At 69.0% G+C, this 13,729-nt stretch carries 16 protein-coding genes; 5 read left to right on the top strand and 11 right to left on the bottom strand.

Features of this window, described 5'->3' with window-relative positions; all coding sequences use genetic code 11:
• The coding region (locus H293_RS50000) for a helix-turn-helix transcriptional regulator (protein ID WP_020120523.1) at positions 1-585 on the top strand (585 nt) is incomplete at its 5' end.
• On the opposite strand, the gene H293_RS49995 is transcribed toward H293_RS50000, so the two are convergent.
• The 10 genes from H293_RS49995 to H293_RS0124630 all read right to left on the bottom strand — a co-directional run bounded on the left by H293_RS49995 (position 570) and on the right by H293_RS0124630 (position 9,748).
• Positions 570-1,793 carry a serine hydrolase domain-containing protein gene (locus H293_RS49995; protein WP_033415659.1) on the bottom strand — a complete coding sequence of 408 codons (1,224 nt, stop codon included), beginning with the start codon at positions 1,791-1,793 and terminating at the stop codon, positions 570-572. The genes H293_RS50000 and H293_RS49995 overlap by 16 nt on opposite strands.
• 231 nt (positions 1,794-2,024) lie before the next feature.
• Positions 2,025-4,382, bottom strand: coding sequence for an alpha-L-fucosidase (locus H293_RS0124670; RefSeq protein ID WP_020120520.1), 2,358 nt, complete (start codon positions 4,380-4,382; stop codon positions 2,025-2,027).
• Between the two features lie 113 nt (positions 4,383-4,495).
• The gene (locus H293_RS0124665; protein ID WP_020120519.1) at positions 4,496-4,876 is read right to left on the bottom strand and encodes a DUF2568 domain-containing protein; all 381 of its coding nucleotides are present in this window, start codon (positions 4,874-4,876) and stop codon (positions 4,496-4,498) included.
• Positions 4,877-4,957: 81 nt separating this feature from the next.
• On the bottom strand, positions 4,958-5,563 hold the full coding sequence (locus H293_RS0124660; protein ID WP_020120518.1) for a dihydrofolate reductase family protein: 606 nt from the start codon (positions 5,561-5,563) through the stop codon (positions 4,958-4,960).
• Between the two features lie 53 nt (positions 5,564-5,616).
• Complete coding sequence (locus H293_RS0124655) at positions 5,617-5,883, bottom strand: DUF4235 domain-containing protein (RefSeq protein WP_020120517.1); 267 nt, start codon at positions 5,881-5,883, stop codon at positions 5,617-5,619.
• On the bottom strand, positions 5,880-6,350 hold the full coding sequence (locus H293_RS0124650; RefSeq protein WP_020120516.1) for a DUF3618 domain-containing protein: 471 nt from the start codon (positions 6,348-6,350) through the stop codon (positions 5,880-5,882). The genes H293_RS0124655 and H293_RS0124650 overlap by 4 nt, the downstream gene beginning before the upstream one ends.
• The gene (locus H293_RS0124645) at positions 6,347-6,766 is read right to left on the bottom strand and encodes a phage holin family protein (protein WP_020120515.1); all 420 of its coding nucleotides are present in this window, start codon (positions 6,764-6,766) and stop codon (positions 6,347-6,349) included. Before H293_RS0124645 ends, H293_RS0124650 begins: the two co-directional genes overlap by 4 nt.
• 110 nt (positions 6,767-6,876) lie before the next feature.
• Positions 6,877-7,938 (bottom strand): YihY/virulence factor BrkB family protein, encoded by a 1,062-nt coding sequence (locus tag H293_RS0124640; RefSeq protein ID WP_028808159.1) that lies wholly within the window; start codon positions 7,936-7,938, stop codon positions 6,877-6,879.
• Positions 7,939-8,049: 111 nt separating this feature from the next.
• Entirely contained in the window at positions 8,050-9,051 is a 1,002-nt protein-coding gene (locus H293_RS0124635; RefSeq protein ID WP_020120513.1) for a WD40 repeat domain-containing protein, read from the bottom strand.
• A 160-nt stretch (positions 9,052-9,211) separates the two neighbouring features.
• Entirely contained in the window at positions 9,212-9,748 is a 537-nt protein-coding gene (locus tag H293_RS0124630) for a TetR/AcrR family transcriptional regulator (RefSeq protein WP_020120512.1), read from the bottom strand.
• 75 nt (positions 9,749-9,823) lie between these two features.
• Here H293_RS0124630 and H293_RS0124625 point away from each other — a divergent pair, with 75 nt between their 5' ends.
• From H293_RS0124625 to H293_RS0124615, 3 genes are read left to right on the top strand one after another with little or no spacing between them, the layout of a single operon-like run.
• Positions 9,824-10,873 (top strand): aldo/keto reductase, encoded by a 1,050-nt coding sequence (locus H293_RS0124625; RefSeq protein WP_020120511.1) that lies wholly within the window; start codon positions 9,824-9,826, stop codon positions 10,871-10,873.
• Positions 10,870-11,589: a DUF998 domain-containing protein gene (locus H293_RS55145; RefSeq protein ID WP_020120510.1), complete on the top strand. Its 720-nt coding sequence runs from the start codon at positions 10,870-10,872 to the stop codon at positions 11,587-11,589. The genes H293_RS0124625 and H293_RS55145 overlap by 4 nt, the downstream gene beginning before the upstream one ends.
• A gap of 10 nt (positions 11,590-11,599) precedes the next feature.
• Positions 11,600-12,622, top strand: coding sequence for an SDR family oxidoreductase (locus tag H293_RS0124615; protein WP_020120509.1), 1,023 nt, complete (start codon positions 11,600-11,602; stop codon positions 12,620-12,622).
• A gap of 23 nt (positions 12,623-12,645) precedes the next feature.
• Here the strand turns inward: H293_RS0124615 and H293_RS0124610 are convergent, their stop codons facing one another.
• Positions 12,646-13,254: a TetR/AcrR family transcriptional regulator gene (locus H293_RS0124610; protein WP_020120508.1), complete on the bottom strand. Its 609-nt coding sequence runs from the start codon at positions 13,252-13,254 to the stop codon at positions 12,646-12,648.
• A gap of 43 nt (positions 13,255-13,297) precedes the next feature.
• Here H293_RS0124610 and H293_RS0124605 point away from each other — a divergent pair, with 43 nt between their 5' ends.
• Positions 13,298-13,726, top strand: a complete 429-nt coding sequence (locus tag H293_RS0124605) for a VOC family protein (RefSeq protein WP_020120507.1) — start codon at positions 13,298-13,300, stop codon at positions 13,724-13,726.
• Positions 13,727-13,729 lie beyond the last annotated feature (3 nt).

Below are 13,729 nucleotides of genomic sequence, written 5' to 3'. Positions count from 1 at the left end.
ACCGCCCAGGTGCTCGTCCTGCCCACCGCCGAGATTCCACGCAGACGGGGCGCGCCGGCCCCCGGTCCGGCCGACACCGCGGAGGTACGGGTGCTGACCGCGCACGCCACCACGGTAAGCCGCGTGCTGGACGACCTCAGGCCGGCCGGAGTCGACGCTGCCCGCGACACCCTGGCCGAGTTGGCCCGGGCCGCCGTCACAGGCGGCCTCGACGACGTGGAACCGCTGCTGTCGCCGGCACTGGCCCAGGCCGCTCGAGACTTGGCCGACCAGCGGCTCACCGATCCCAGCCTCTCCGCCGCGGCACTCGCGCGGAAGCTGAACGTCTCTGCCCGCACCCTCCAACGCGCTTTCACCCATGAAGGCCAGTCACTGAGTGCCTACATCCGGGAGCGCCGCCTCGACGAGGCGCGCCGTGCGCTCATCGCCCCGCACCGGCACATGACCATCACGGAGATCGCCGCCCGCTGGCAGTTCGCCGACAGCGCCCACTTCGCCCGCGCCTTCCGCAAGCGCTACGACCAGACCCCGACGGACTGCGCGGCGACCGCCGCTCGTAAGACGTCATCTCATGTGGGCCGGTAGCCTGTTGGTCGTGATTCCGATCGTTGAGCGGCTGGTGCCGGGTTGCGGGTGAGCAGATCCGCGACCCGGGCGATCATCTCGCTCTCCGCGCCGTCGCGGGCGGTCGTCGGGTGGTACGCGAGTACGAAGCGGCGTTGCTGGTCACGAGTGGAGAACGCGGCGTTCTTGTAGCCGTACGTCTCCCCGGTCTTGCCCCAGAAGGTGACGCCGTTGACGGTGGCCTGCTGCAGTCCGGTGCTGTAGCGCGCCGGAGAGCCGTCCAGCATCCGCACGTCGTCGGGCGGCAGGGTGAACATCAGCTCCAGCAGCTCGGGCGGGAGCAACGCGCCGGAGAACAGCGCGGCCAGCAGGTGCTCGAGATCGCTCGCGGTGGAGATCATGTCGCCCTCGCCCCTGCTGGACGACTGGTCGTACGTGGTGATGTCCCGCAGGCTGCCGTCGGCCATCGTCAGGTAGCCGTGCACGTGCCGGCCGTGGATGTGCGGGTCGTCGCCCGGCACGGCGGTGCGCGCCAGGCCCAGCGGACGCAGGATGCGGGCCGCGACGGCCTCCGGGTACGAGCGGCCCGTCACCCTTTCGATGATCAGTGCGGCCAGTGCGTAGTTGATGCCGCGGTACTCCTGCCGGGTGCCGGGGGCGAACTTCAGCGGTCCGTGGGTCGCCGTCGCCACCCACTCCTGAGGCGTCCAGTGGTCGAAGCGGTGGCGGAACACCTCCTCCGCGGTGCGCGGGTCCGGGATGCCCACGTGGTCGGGCAACCCGCTGGTGTGGTTCAACAGGTGCGCCAAGGTGACAGCCGCGAACCGGTCCGGCAGCAGCCCCGGCAGGACGCGCCCCACCGGCGCACCCAGGCTGATCCGCCGCTCCGCCACCAGTTGAAGCACCACCGTGGCGACGAAGACCTTGGTGACGCTTCCGATCCGGACCCTGTCGTCCCCCCTCACAGGACGCTGCGTTCTGATGTCGGCCGGCCCCGAAGTGCCGCGCCAGGAGCCGGACGTGCCGCCGACACGCAGCTGGGCCGCGGTCGACGGCGGGTGCTCCAGATCGTCGATGGCCGCCCGCAGGGCGGTGGGGTCCAGTGGCGGGAGCGGCGCGGACAACGCGGTCGCCCGCTGCACGGGCAGTACGGCGGTGGCGGCCAGCGCGGCCGCCCCCGACACGGCGACGTTCACAAAGGACCTGCGTGACATGCGCGTTGAGGTCATGCCCGCCACCCTGTCAGCGGTCCCGCCCTCGGGCATCGGGGTCCGCCCCCAAGTGATCCCCCATCACACCCTGACCCGTCCCGGACCCGGGCGCTGGAGAGTGCGTCATCATCCGGAAGACGCTGAGCGAGCCGCGGGCGGTCACGTCCTCCCGCAGCTCCGCGGGCAGTGCGGAGCCCGGATCGAACACCACATGATGGGCAGAAACGGCTGTCGGTTCGGTGCCGTCGGTCAGGAGCTCCACTTCACCTTGAAGACCCACACGTGCTGTCCTGCCTTGCGGGCTGCCGCGGGAACGTCGATCGCCAGCGCTCCGTTGCGAACGCTCCAGCTCAGCGGCCGGTCGTGGCCCAGCATCGTCACCGTGTCCCCGCCGCGGATCGGTACCGGCGCCTCGACGGTGAGCCGTGAGCCCGGCTGGGCCAGGGAGTGGATGTAGAAGGCCTGGTTCGGGCGGACGGTGAAGCGGAGGTCCTCGCCCAGTTCCGCCGTCTTCGACCAGTACGTCGTGTCGTAGACGGCTTCGCCGTTCGTCCGCAACCACCGGCCCGTCTCCCGCAGCCGCGTCTGCATGATCTCCGGGATGGTGCCGTCGGCGCGGGGGCCGATGTCCAGCAGGAAGTTGCCGTTCTTGGAGACGATGTCCACCAGGCTGTGCACGACCTGTTCCGTCGTCATGTAGGAGCCGTCGGGCGTGGCCTGGTTGTAGCCATAGCTGAAGGGGTCAAGGCCGCGGCTGGACTCCCATTTAGCGATCACGGTGTTGTCGTACGTCGTGTACTCGGGTGTCGTGAAGTCGTGGAAGGCGATGCCCGAGCGGTTGTTGACGGTGACGTCGATGGGACGGGCCCGGTTCTTGGCGTGGTTGAAGTACTCGGCGAGCACGTGCACGCTGTCGTTGGCGCCGCCGATGTCGCACCAGATGAGCTCCGGGTCGTAACCGTGGATCAGCTCCAGCATCTGCGGGGCCTGATAGTCCCTCACGAAGTCCTTGCCCGCGCTGTATCCGGTGTAGGGCACGGGATCGAGGGTGTACGGGTTGCGCGGGGCGTGGCCCATCCAGGGCTGGTCCGGGTTGAACCACTCGGGCATCGAGAAGTAGAGGCCGCGGTGGAGCTCGGGCGTGTAGTGCCGGGACGCCTCGAACAGCTCCTTGACCAGGTCCCGCTTCGGGCCCATCTTCACGGCGTTGCGGTCGGAGACCTTGGTGTCCCACAGGGCGAATCCCTCGTGGTGCTTGGAGGTCAGCACGTGGTACTGGGCACCGGCGTCCCGGAACAGTTCGACCCAGGCGCGTGGGTCGAACTTCTCCGCCGTGAAGTGCGGGATGAAGTCGTCGTAGGCGAAGTTTTCGCCGTAGGTGTCCCGGTGGTGGGCGTAGGTGGGGTTGTTGGGGTCCTGCATCTGGTCCCAGTACCACTCGGCGTACTGCGTGCCGACCGGCGCCCAGGCGGGCACCGAGTACACGCCCCAGTGGATGAAGATGCCGAACTTGGCGCTGTGGAACCAGTACGGCGCCTGGTGACCGGAGAGGGAGGTCTCGGTCGGCTGGTAGTCGGCGACGCCGAGGGACAGCCGGCTGCGCCGCGTGGCGGCCGTGGCGCCACGGCCGGTGACCGTCACCACGCCGTCCTGGGACGTGCCAGGTGCCGTCCCCGCGCGGTTGCGGATGCCGATACGGACGCGAGCCTGCTCGCCGGGGTCGAGGCGGCGGACGACGGCGGGCTCCACGGTCCGGGCGCCCGGCACCGCGACCCGAACCGACACGTCGTCGCCGGCCAACACGGCTGCGGTGCCCGCGTTGACGACGGTGGCCTCGACGCTCTGGGCGCCGGTGGACGCCAGGAGCGAGTTCGTGGAGTGGACGTCGCGCAGGACCAGCGCGCGACCCTGGGCGACCGGCTGGAGGGAGAGTGCGAACACGTGCAGCGAGGTCTGGTTCGGCTCGGGCGCGGCGGTGACCGGCAAGTTGATGGCGATGGCCTCGCGCTGCGGATCGATCCACACCTCCGAGGTGCCGATGCCGACGCTGTGTTCGTCCTTCGCGCCGTCAGGACCGTAGCGATACGACGCCGACAGCGAACCGCCCGCCGCGTACCAGTCGGCTCCGGTGAGGCCGGCCGTCGTGGTCGAGCCGTCCGCGTAGTGCACGGTCGCCTTGCCCGAGGCGTTGCCGTAACTCCCCGAGGTGAGGAAGTGGGCCGCCATGTAGCGCCCCTTGGGCAGGTCGATGCGCTGCCCGAGCGCGACGAGATTGTTCTTCGCGTCCTCGGCCGAGGACGGAAAGACGAAGGGAACGCCGTCCACCTCCACCCGGCCGGCCGGGAGCTCCTCGCCGGGGAACGTGTAGCCGGAGCCGTCGAAGTCGCCGCCTCGCGCGGAGGCGGTGTCGATGCCGTCGTTGTCATACAGGCTGTCGAGCGGGATGGAAACCGGAGCGGGCACGGCCGCCCATGTCCCCGGGTGCTGTTCGACTTCCTGGGCAGCCTGGGCAGCCTGGGCGTCGGTCGCGGGGATGAGGGAGAGCGCGGCCGAGGCAGTGACACCCGCCGTGACGCCGAGGACCTGACGTCTTGGATACGTACTCATGACGGCTCCTCAATCATCGGATGTCTTGATGATTGAGGAGGTGTTGAGGGGTGTCAATGGGGTGCGCGTGGAAGAGAGTTGGATTAGAGGTCGGATGGCTGCGGTGTGGCTGCTCAATGCCTGAGCAGCCACAGGACCCGGTCCCAGGACAGCAGGTGGTACACGACCAGCGCGGCGCCGAGCAGTACGGCGGAAGCGTGGGCTCCCGCCGCGTACAAGGCCGCCGCACCACCGAAGAACACGGCCAACTCCAGCAGGAACCGCAGCGGGCCAGGGGTCGCGATCACCGTTTTCCCGGACCGGGATGCATCATCCGGAGTGGCGAACGCCCCCCAGAGCACCGCCACCACCACGGGCGCGGCGATCACGGAGACGTACTGCAGGGATGCGGGCGCGGTGACCCATGCCCAGAAGCCGAAGGACGTCAGGGCCGCCAGTTCCAACACGAACCGCACGCCGAGAGCCCAGGGGCGAAAGCCGTACCCGGACGACATAGGCGCCCCTTCCGTCGTGGCTCCTGCCTGACCACCACATCCTGCCGCACACGGGTTCCAGAAACCGAGCAAACAGCCGGGCTAGTAACTGTCGTACCCGGGCTTGCCGTTCGGCCGGTAGACGCCGACGACGGTGCCGTTTTTGGTCGTCGAGACGCTGACCGGCTCCAGCGCGGTGGGGATCGCGCCGTCGGCGAACAGCCGCTTGCCGGTGCCGATGATCACCGGATGGATGGTCAGCCGGTATTCGTCGACGAGGCCGTGCCGCATGAGGGTCTGGGCGAGGTCGCCGCTGCCGACGACGTTGATGTCGCCTCCGTCGGTCGTTTTCAGCGCGCGTACGGCATCGACGACGTCGCCCTCCAGCAGGGTGGAGTTCTGCCACTCGACGGACGTCAGGGTCCGGGACGCCACGTACTTGTGCATGCTGTTCATCCGAGCGGTGAACGGGTTGTCGGGATCGGCGGTCGGCCAGTACGAAGCGAAGATGTCGTACGTCTTGCGGCCGAGCAGCATCGCGTCGGAGCGCTCGTACCAGTCGGCGATGGCCGCGCCGACCTCGTCGTCGGTCACCGGCTTCTGCCAGCCGCCCTGCTCGAATCCGCTCTCGGCGTCCTCGTCGGGACCGCCCGGCGCCTGCATGACACCGTCCAGTGTCAGGAACGTACAAACGATGATCTTGCGCATGGTGCGCTCCCTTCGTCGAAGGACAGACGCCACGATCACCGAAAACTCATCGGTCAGCCGGGCCACGTTCCGGTCAGCCGGCGGGTGGCGGTGGCGCCGCCTCGGTCCACGGCGGCCTTGACCCCGGCGAAGATCGCTCCCTGCAGGACGGCTGCGGTCAGGACCTCGCGCCAGGTGCGCTGCTCGTCGGTGGCGTCGGGGGCGTCCTCGTCATGTCCGAGTTTCTTCCAGACCTGTTTGAACACCGAGCCGGCCACCACGCCGCTGACGGCGCCCATGGCCATGCCGACCGGCTTGTAGGCGAGTTCGGACGCTTTCATCGGTGCCGCCTGAGCCGGCGTATGGACAGCACCGCGACGAGCGCGCCGGCCGCGGCGAGCAGCGGGACGCGGTTGGCCCGTGCCGCCTGCATGCCCTGGCCGGCCTTCTCGCGTACCGGCTCCGGAGCCTTCTCCCGGGCCAGCTGACCGGCATGTACTGCCTTCTCGCGGACCTGCCCGGAAGCGGCGGCGGCTTTCGCCCGCACCGGCTCCGGCGTCTTGTCCTGCACCATGTGTGCCGCGTGCGACGCCTTGTCCCGCAGCTGGGTCCTGACCTGTGTCGTCTTCTGCGCGACCTGCTGTTTGACGGCGGTCGTCTTCTCGTGGGCCCGCGTCTTCACGTCGGTCCTGGCCGCGAGCGCCTCGACGGTCTCGCCGAGCTCCTGGCGGGTCGACTCCACCTGTTCCCGCAGTTCCTCCGGGGAGGGTGCTGCCTCATCGCCGCTGTGCGGCTTGTCCGGGGTCATCGCTGTGCCTTCTCCTTGATCTCGGCCACATCGGCCTTGACGCTGTCCATGGTCTGTTCGGGCGCCGGCGGGGATGCCTTGCTGATCTGCTGCTTGCCCACCAGCGCCATCAGCGCGGTGACGACGGCCAGGGCGGCGGTGACGATCAGCGCCGCCGCCCATACGTCCAGGACGAGCGAGAGCGCGGCGATCCCGGTCGCCACCAGTGCCTGCAGGGTGAGGACACCCATCAGGCCGGCGCCGCCGAACAGGCCGCCGCCCTTGCCGAACCGCTTGCCCTTCTGGGTCATCTCGGCCTGTGCCAGGCGCATTTCCTCGCGGACCAGCTGCGACAACTGCTGGGAGGCGCGCTGGACCAGGTCGCCGACCGGTTCCTGCGCTGCGCCGCCGGTGCGCTGGGAGCCTTCAGCTGTCATGGGTGCTCTCACCTGTCCTTCGTCGGCGTCCGGTAGATCCTGTGACGTGCGAGGTCGCTGTGGAGGCGTCGGGCGGGGCCCGACGAGGCCGCGGCCGTGATCTCGACCGCTCATGACTCAAGGCGTTGGCGGTCCTCCTCGTCCCACTTGCGGGTGTCGCGCGGCTGGACATACGGCTCCTGTTCGGCCGGATGGCCGCCCGCTACGACGCGCTGGCGGTGCATCTCGGCGTCGAACTCCAGGCCGAGCAGGATCGCCAGGTTCGTGATCCACAGCCACACCAGGAAGATGATCACGCCGGCGAACGTGCCGTAGGTCTTGTTGTACGAGGCGAAGTTCGCCACGTACAGCGCGAAGCCGGCGGAGACGATCATCCAGATCACCAGAGCCAGCAAACTGCCCGGTGTGATCCAGCGGAAGCCGCGGACCTTCGCGTTCGGTGTCGCCCAGTAAAGAATCGCGATCATGGTGGTGACCAGGAGCACGAGCACCGGCCACTTGGCGATCGACCACACCGTCAGGAACGTGTCCCCGACGCCCAGCGTGGTACCGACCTGTCGTGCCAGGCTGCCGGTGAAGACGACGATCAGCGCGCTGATCACGGCCAGGACCAGGAGCACCACGGTCACACCGACCCGGACCGGCAGCACCTTCCACACCGGGCGGCCCTCGGGGACGTCGTAGACCGCGTTGGCGCTGCGGATGAACGCGGCGACATAGCCGGAGGCCGACCACACCGCGAGAACCAGGCCTACGATCGCCATGACCGAGCCGATCCCGGCGTTGCCCTGCATCTGCTTCACCGCGCTGGTGAGCACGTCGCGCGCCGCGCCCGGGGCGAGTTTCTGGATGTTGTCCAGCACCTTCTGCGTCGCCGAATGGCCGGCGATCCCGAGCAGCGAGATCAGCGCCAGCAGGGCCGGGAACAGCGCCAGGATTCCGTAGTAGGTCAGCGCTGCGGCCCGATCGGTCAGCTCATCTCTCTTGAACTCCTTCAGCGTGCCCTTCAGTACCATCCCCCAGGAGCTTTTGGGCAGGTCAGTCGGGGTGTCCGGTGACTGCCGCTCCACCTGCTCATCCGGTCCGGCACCCGTCCCCCGACCAGCCTCGACCTCGCGGTCGGCCACGCTGTGCCCGCCGTGCCTTCCATGCCGTTTCAATGTCCGTACCATGCCGTGCGGGTTGCCGGACCTGCGGGTCTCATACCGGGCATTTAAAAATAAATCGCTCTTTGTTGGTTTTCCTTGCCTTATGGATGTTCATGCATGTTTCGGGACAGTCCGTCACGCAGTCCACAGACGGACCACGCCGTCAGCGAGCTGCAAGAACTGCCGGGCGCTCGGGTGGTGATGCGTGGGGGAGAAGCCGGGAACGGTGCCCAAGAGCTTCCCCTCGGTCGGGTCCCATGTCGACAGACCGGTGTCACCGGAACTGAACAGGCGGGTGCCATCACTGAAGAAGCGCCCGGTCGGGCCCTCGAACGCAAGGAGCTCTACGGCCGCTCCGCTCTCGCTGGGTCGACTCGTATCGAAGATCCGTGCCCCGGGCCGCATGGCACGGTCGACATCGCCGATTCCCCCGATGGCGACCCGGACGGAGTCGATCCAGGTCATGGCGTGGTCCCAGTAGTCCGCCCGGCCGCACAGATCGACCCGGCTCGGACCGTCCTCGGACTCCCACACGTTGCCCTCGATCCATTGGCCGAGATCCCACACCGAGGGGACGCCGATCGGATGCCATATCCAGCCGTCGTCCAGGACTCGCTGGCCGTCAGGACTCACGTACAGGGCGCCGTGGAAGTAGTCGAGGTGGTGCTCCGGCAAGCCGTCTGCCTCGGCGGGCGCGGGGAACGACCGATCGGTCAGCAGCGCTCCCGTTTCCGCGTCCGACACATCCAGTCGGTTCCAGTCCGTGCGGTGGATCACGACGCGGCGCCCGAGGCTCTGTCCGAACGCCAGCGAGAACGGCACGGTCTCTGAGTGGTAACCGTCGTTCTCCAAGGCCAGCGTGACCTCGTCGGTCCGCAGGTCGACCACCTCCCCGAACCGTCCGTAGTCGTGGACCACCGCGGCGAACCTGCCGTCGTGGGAGGCGTGCAGGCGTGTGCGAAGCTCGCGGTCGTTCCATGGTTCGTGGTCGGGTTCTGCCGCAACGGTTGTGGTCCCGACTGCCTCGTGATCGCCGGTTGTCACGTCCCAGCGGCTGATCGTCCCGTCCTCGCCCAGCGCCAGCCACGTGGGCCGCTCCTGGTCACGCACCGGCGTCAGATCGGCGATCGCTCCCAAGCGCGGTGGCACCTCGACCGTACGGACGTCTTGATGACCACCTGTCACCACTGACCCCCGATCCCCCGAAACCGAACCCCCGAAGCCCCGATCCCCAACCAACAGCGTATCGGGGACCAGGAGTTGCAGATTGCCGTGGCCAATTTGCGCTGCTCGGCGTCTACCGGTGCGTGCGGAGGCCGTCGAGGATGAGCGCGAGCATGTGGGGCGCGCGGTCCTGCGGGGTGGACGCGGCGCGCCAGAGTGCGCCGGTGAGTTGGAGGAAGTCACTGGGGTCGGCGTCCACGCGGATGCTTCCGTCCTTCTTGCCGGCGTCGAGGAGTTCGGTGATGGCGGCGACGACGGGGCCGTAGCTCTGCTCGCTGATCGCCTGGTGCGCACCCGGGCTGAGGGCGTCCCCCAGGCCGTGCTTTCTGCGCATGGCCTCGACGAGGTCGGTCGTCCAGTGGCGAAGCGCTTCCAGGGGCGGCATCTTCGCCAGCAGCTCCGGCGCGGTGCCGACGATGCGGGTGACCTCGTCCTGGTAGACGGCCAGGACCAGCGCTTCGCGCGTGGGGAAGTTGCGGTACAGCGTGCCGGCGCCGACCCCTGCGCGCTGGGCGATCTGGTTCATCGACGTGTTGCCGTCCGCTGTGAGCGCTTCGCGGGCGGCAGCGAGGATGCGCGCTCTGTTCTCAAGGGCGTCTGAACGGACCACGGGACCTCACCTTGCTAAGTGGAGAGTTCTCCACTACGTTATGTGGAGAGCTCTCCGCATACTCTAAGGAGCGTCATGCAATACATCAAGCTCGGCACGACCGGCCTCGACGTGTCCCCGATCGCCATCGGCGCGATGACCTACGGCGAGCCCGACCGGGGCCACCCCGTCTGGTCGAGGGGCGAGCGGGAGGCGCGCCCGCTGATCAAGCACGCCCTGGACGCGGGCATCAACTTCTTCGACACCGCCAACATGTACTCGAACGGCTCCAGCGAGGAGATCCTCGGCCGCGCACTCAAGGACTTCGCCGACCGGGACGCCGTGGTGATCGCCACGAAGCTCCGCCACCCGATGCGGCTGGGACCGAACGGACGGGGACTGTCGCGCAAGGCGGTCATGACCGAGGTCGACCATTCGCTGCGCCGCCTGGGCACCGACTACATCGATCTCTATCAGATCCACCGCAACGACCACGCCACTCCGTGGGAGGAGACGCTGGAGGCGCTCAGCGACCTCGTGAAGGCAGGCAAGGTCCGCTATCTCGGCGCCTCGTCCATGCACGCCTGGGAGTTCGCGAAGGCGCTCAACCTGCAGAAGCAGAACGGCTGGGCACGGTTCGTGTCCATGCAGAACCACTACAACCTGCTCGCCCGTGAGGAGGAGCGGGAGATGATCCCGCTGTGCCTGGACGAGGGCGTCGGCACGATCATCTGGTCGCCGCTGGCCCGCGGCCGCCTCGCCCGGGGCTGGGACGACGCCCGCTCGACGGCGCGCTCCGAGACCGACGGAGCCTATGCGGACCTGCTGTACTCGCCCGCGGAAGAGGGGTCCAACCACGCGATCATCGACGCGGTCGGCCAGGTCGCGGACGCCCACGGCGCGAGCCGCGCGCAGATAGCGCTCGCCTGGCTGCGCCGTCAGCCGGTCGTCACCGCACCGCTGGTCGGCGCCGGCTCGATCCGGCAGATCGACGAAGCCGTGGCCTCCCTCGACATCGAGCTCGCTGCTGACGAGCTGCGTGCCCTGGAGTCGCCGTACACCCCCCGATACGACTGGCAGGGTGTTTCCGACGAGGCCGAGATGGAGGCCATCCGGCAGCGCGTCCCCGGCATGGCTCTGGCATGAACCCCATCGTCCGCTCCGGCGCGGCTGCCCGCGCCGGAGCCCTCCTCATCCTCCTCGGCCCGCTCGTGTCCTGGACCGCCGAGTTCGTCACCGCCGCCGCATGGCAGGACCCGCCGTACTCGCCCCTGTACAACTGGGTCAGCCACCTCGGCCTGACCGGCCCGCCGCAGACCGCGTTCGGCCAGGTCGCCAACTCCCCGCTCGGCGCCGTCATGGACACCGGTTGGGTGATCTACGGCATCCTCCTGGTCGTCGGTGCCTTCCTCGTGTTCGACCCGCGCCAGGGCGTGCGCCCCACCCTCGTCGTGACGCTCGCCGTCCTCGCCGGCACCGGGGTCTCGCTCGTCGGCATCTTCCAGGGCTCCCTCGCGAACGTCGACAACGGCCTGATCGCGTTTCACACCCTCGGCGCGCAGGGCGTCATGCTCGCCGGAAATCTCATGGCGATCGTCGTCGGATCCGGCGGAACCCGCATCGGTCTCAGCAGGGGCCGGTCCCTCGCGAGTGTCGCGCTCGGCACCGCCGGGCTGGTCGCGTTTCCCCTCTTCATGGCGGACGTGTTCACCGGCTGGATGTGGAACGTGGGCATGTTCGAGCGCGCCGTGATCTACCCCATCATGATCGGCCACGCCCTCCTCGGAAGCAGTGTGGCCGCTGCCCGACGGCGTGATGCCAAGCACCCGCTGACGTCTCTCGACACACGACTCGCGAGCTGAGGAGACACACATGACACGCGTACTGGTCACCGGAGGAACAGGATTCATCGGGAGCTGGTGTGTGCGGGCCCTGCTCGACGCCGGGCACACCGTCCGCACCACTGTCCGCAACCCACAGCGTGAGCCGGAACTGCGCTCCTGGCTCCACGCGGCGACGACGTTCGACGACGACCGTCTCGCGGTCGTACGCGCCGACCTCGAACATCCCGACGGCTGGGAGGACGCCGTCGCCGGCTGCGACCACGTTCTTCACGTCGCCTCGCCGACGCTGCGCCTCACCCCGACCGATGACGACGAGTTGGTGGTCCCGGCACGGGAGGGCGTCCTGCGGGTGCTGCGCGCCGCCCGGGACGCCGGCGTGCGTCGGGTCGTCCTGACGAGCGCCTTCGGCGCCGTGGGAATAGGGCATCCGCCGCGCTCGACGCCGTTCACCGAGGAGGACTGGACCGACGTCGACGCCGACATCCCGCCCTATCAGCGGTCCAAGACGCTCGCCGAGCGCGCCGCCTGGCAGTTCATCAAAGAAGAGGGCGGCACTCTGGAACTGACGGCGATTCATCCCGTAGGAGTCCTCGGGCCACTGCTCGGCCCCGACGACCCGCCCTCCTTGCGTCTCGTGCGCCGCATGCTCCAAGGGCGGGTGCCCGCGTGCCCTCCCTTCGGCATGGGCTTCGTCGATGTCCGGGACGTTGCGGATCTGCACCTGCGTGCGATGGCCGATCCGGCAGCCGCCGGCGAACGCTTCCTCGCGATCGCCGGGCACAGCCTGCGTGTTGTCGAGATCGCGCGCATCCTGCGGGACCGCCTGGGTGAACGCGCCGCGCAGGCCCCGACCCGTGAACTGCCCGTGTGGCTCGCACGCGCGCTGGGCGTCGCGAACCCGGAACTGCGCCTGCTGAGGCATCAGCTCGGCCGGGATCTCGACGCCACGAGCGCCAAGGCCGAACGGCTCCTCGGATGGCGGCCCCGTCCCATCGAGGACACCATCGAGGACACCGCGGAGAGCCTTCTCGCCCACGGTGTCGGCAAATGACCAGTTCGTGAACGACTAGTCGATCAGGCGTTGTGCTGCCGTGCGATGTCCCGAGCCGTGCGGGCGGCCTTCTCCTCCGTGTCGGCGAGGGCTCCGCTGCCCACTCCGAACAGGCCCTGGCGTAGGAATACGGCAAGGCCGTGAGCGGCGGCGGCCACGCGGAGCAGCAGGTCGAACGCGGCCTCCTGGTCCGGGGCCAGCCGGCCGGCCACCGGCAGCAGGAGGCGGGCCACCTCGTCTCCGGCCGCGGCCAGATCCGGGAACCGGGACTTGTCGAGGCCCGCGTTGAAGGTGATGTCGAACAGGGCCGGTTTCTCCGCGGCGAAACGGACGTAGGCGGACGCGAAGGACGCGAGTTGTTCCACCGGGTCCTCGTCGGCAGCCACGGCCACGGCGAACCGGTCCCGCTGCTCGCGGTAGCCCTGCGTGGCGAGCTCGGCCAACAGCGTCTCCCGGTCGGTGAAGTGCTTGTACGGCGCCGCGACGCTCACTCCGGCCCGGCGGCTGGCCTCGGCGAGGGTGAAGCCGTGCGGGCCTCGTTCGCCGACCAGCTCAAGGGCTGCCAGCAACAGGGCGTTGCGCAGGTCCCCGTGGTGGTGGCCGGTGGGACGCCGCTTGACGGGAGGGCTCATGGAGCTAAGGTTAACACCACTTACCAGGTGAAAGGTATTAACCATGGGAGCCCTGACCCCTGTCCGTTTCCACCACATCAGCCTGTCGGTCGGCGACCTGACCGCTCAGGAGGCTTGGTACGGCGACGCCTTCGCGCTGACCCATGTCGCGGAGCGCCTGGAGATGCCCGAGGCGGGCGTGCGTACCGTCGTTCTGAGCGATACGGCGGGCCTGCGGGTGGAGTTCGTCGAACGTCCCGGCTCGAGCCCCGTCTCGCCCGCCGATCCGTTCGCCGCCACCGCCGCGCAGACCTTCACCCACCTCGCTCTTCAGGTCGGGGATCTCGACGCCGCGTTCGCGCGCCTGACCGTCGAGTGCGGCGCGGCCCCGGTGTCGCCCCCTGCGCCCGGCGTGTCCGAAGGCATGCGGTACGCGTACATCGCCGACCCGGAAGGCAATCTCCTCGAACTGATCGAGACGGCGGGGGACTGACTG

The sequence above is a fragment of the Streptomyces canus 299MFChir4.1 genome (assembly GCF_000383615.1).
Lineage (GTDB): Bacteria > Actinomycetota > Actinomycetes > Streptomycetales > Streptomycetaceae > Streptomyces > Streptomyces canus_C.
Note: the sequence above shows the minus strand (reverse complement) of the source record. Positions and strands in the feature narration are given on the sequence as shown.

Bases quoted from the DNA above. Each gene is read 5' to 3' on its own strand.
- H293_RS49995 (WP_033415659.1), bottom strand. From the start codon at position 1,793: ATGACCTCAACGCGCATGTCACGCAGGTCCTTTGTGAACGTCGCCGTG.
- H293_RS0124670 (WP_020120520.1), bottom strand. From the start codon at position 4,382: ATGAGTACGTATCCAAGACGTCAGGTCCTCGGCGTCACGGCGGGTGTC.
- H293_RS0124665 (WP_020120519.1), bottom strand. From the start codon at position 4,876: ATGTCGTCCGGGTACGGCTTTCGCCCCTGGGCTCTCGGCGTGCGGTTC.
- H293_RS0124660 (WP_020120518.1), bottom strand. From the start codon at position 5,563: ATGCGCAAGATCATCGTTTGTACGTTCCTGACACTGGACGGTGTCATG.
- H293_RS0124655 (WP_020120517.1), bottom strand. From the start codon at position 5,883: ATGAAAGCGTCCGAACTCGCCTACAAGCCGGTCGGCATGGCCATGGGC.
- H293_RS0124650 (WP_020120516.1), bottom strand. From the start codon at position 6,350: ATGACCCCGGACAAGCCGCACAGCGGCGATGAGGCAGCACCCTCCCCG.
- H293_RS0124645 (WP_020120515.1), bottom strand. From the start codon at position 6,766: ATGACAGCTGAAGGCTCCCAGCGCACCGGCGGCGCAGCGCAGGAACCG.
- H293_RS0124640 (WP_028808159.1), bottom strand. From the start codon at position 7,938: ATGGTACGGACATTGAAACGGCATGGAAGGCACGGCGGGCACAGCGTG.
- H293_RS0124625 (WP_020120511.1), top strand. From the start codon at position 9,824: ATGCAATACATCAAGCTCGGCACGACCGGCCTCGACGTGTCCCCGATC.
- H293_RS55145 (WP_020120510.1), top strand. From the start codon at position 10,870: ATGAACCCCATCGTCCGCTCCGGCGCGGCTGCCCGCGCCGGAGCCCTC.
- H293_RS0124615 (WP_020120509.1), top strand. From the start codon at position 11,600: ATGACACGCGTACTGGTCACCGGAGGAACAGGATTCATCGGGAGCTGG.
- H293_RS0124610 (WP_020120508.1), bottom strand. From the start codon at position 13,254: ATGAGCCCTCCCGTCAAGCGGCGTCCCACCGGCCACCACCACGGGGAC.
- H293_RS0124605 (WP_020120507.1), top strand. From the start codon at position 13,298: ATGGGAGCCCTGACCCCTGTCCGTTTCCACCACATCAGCCTGTCGGTC.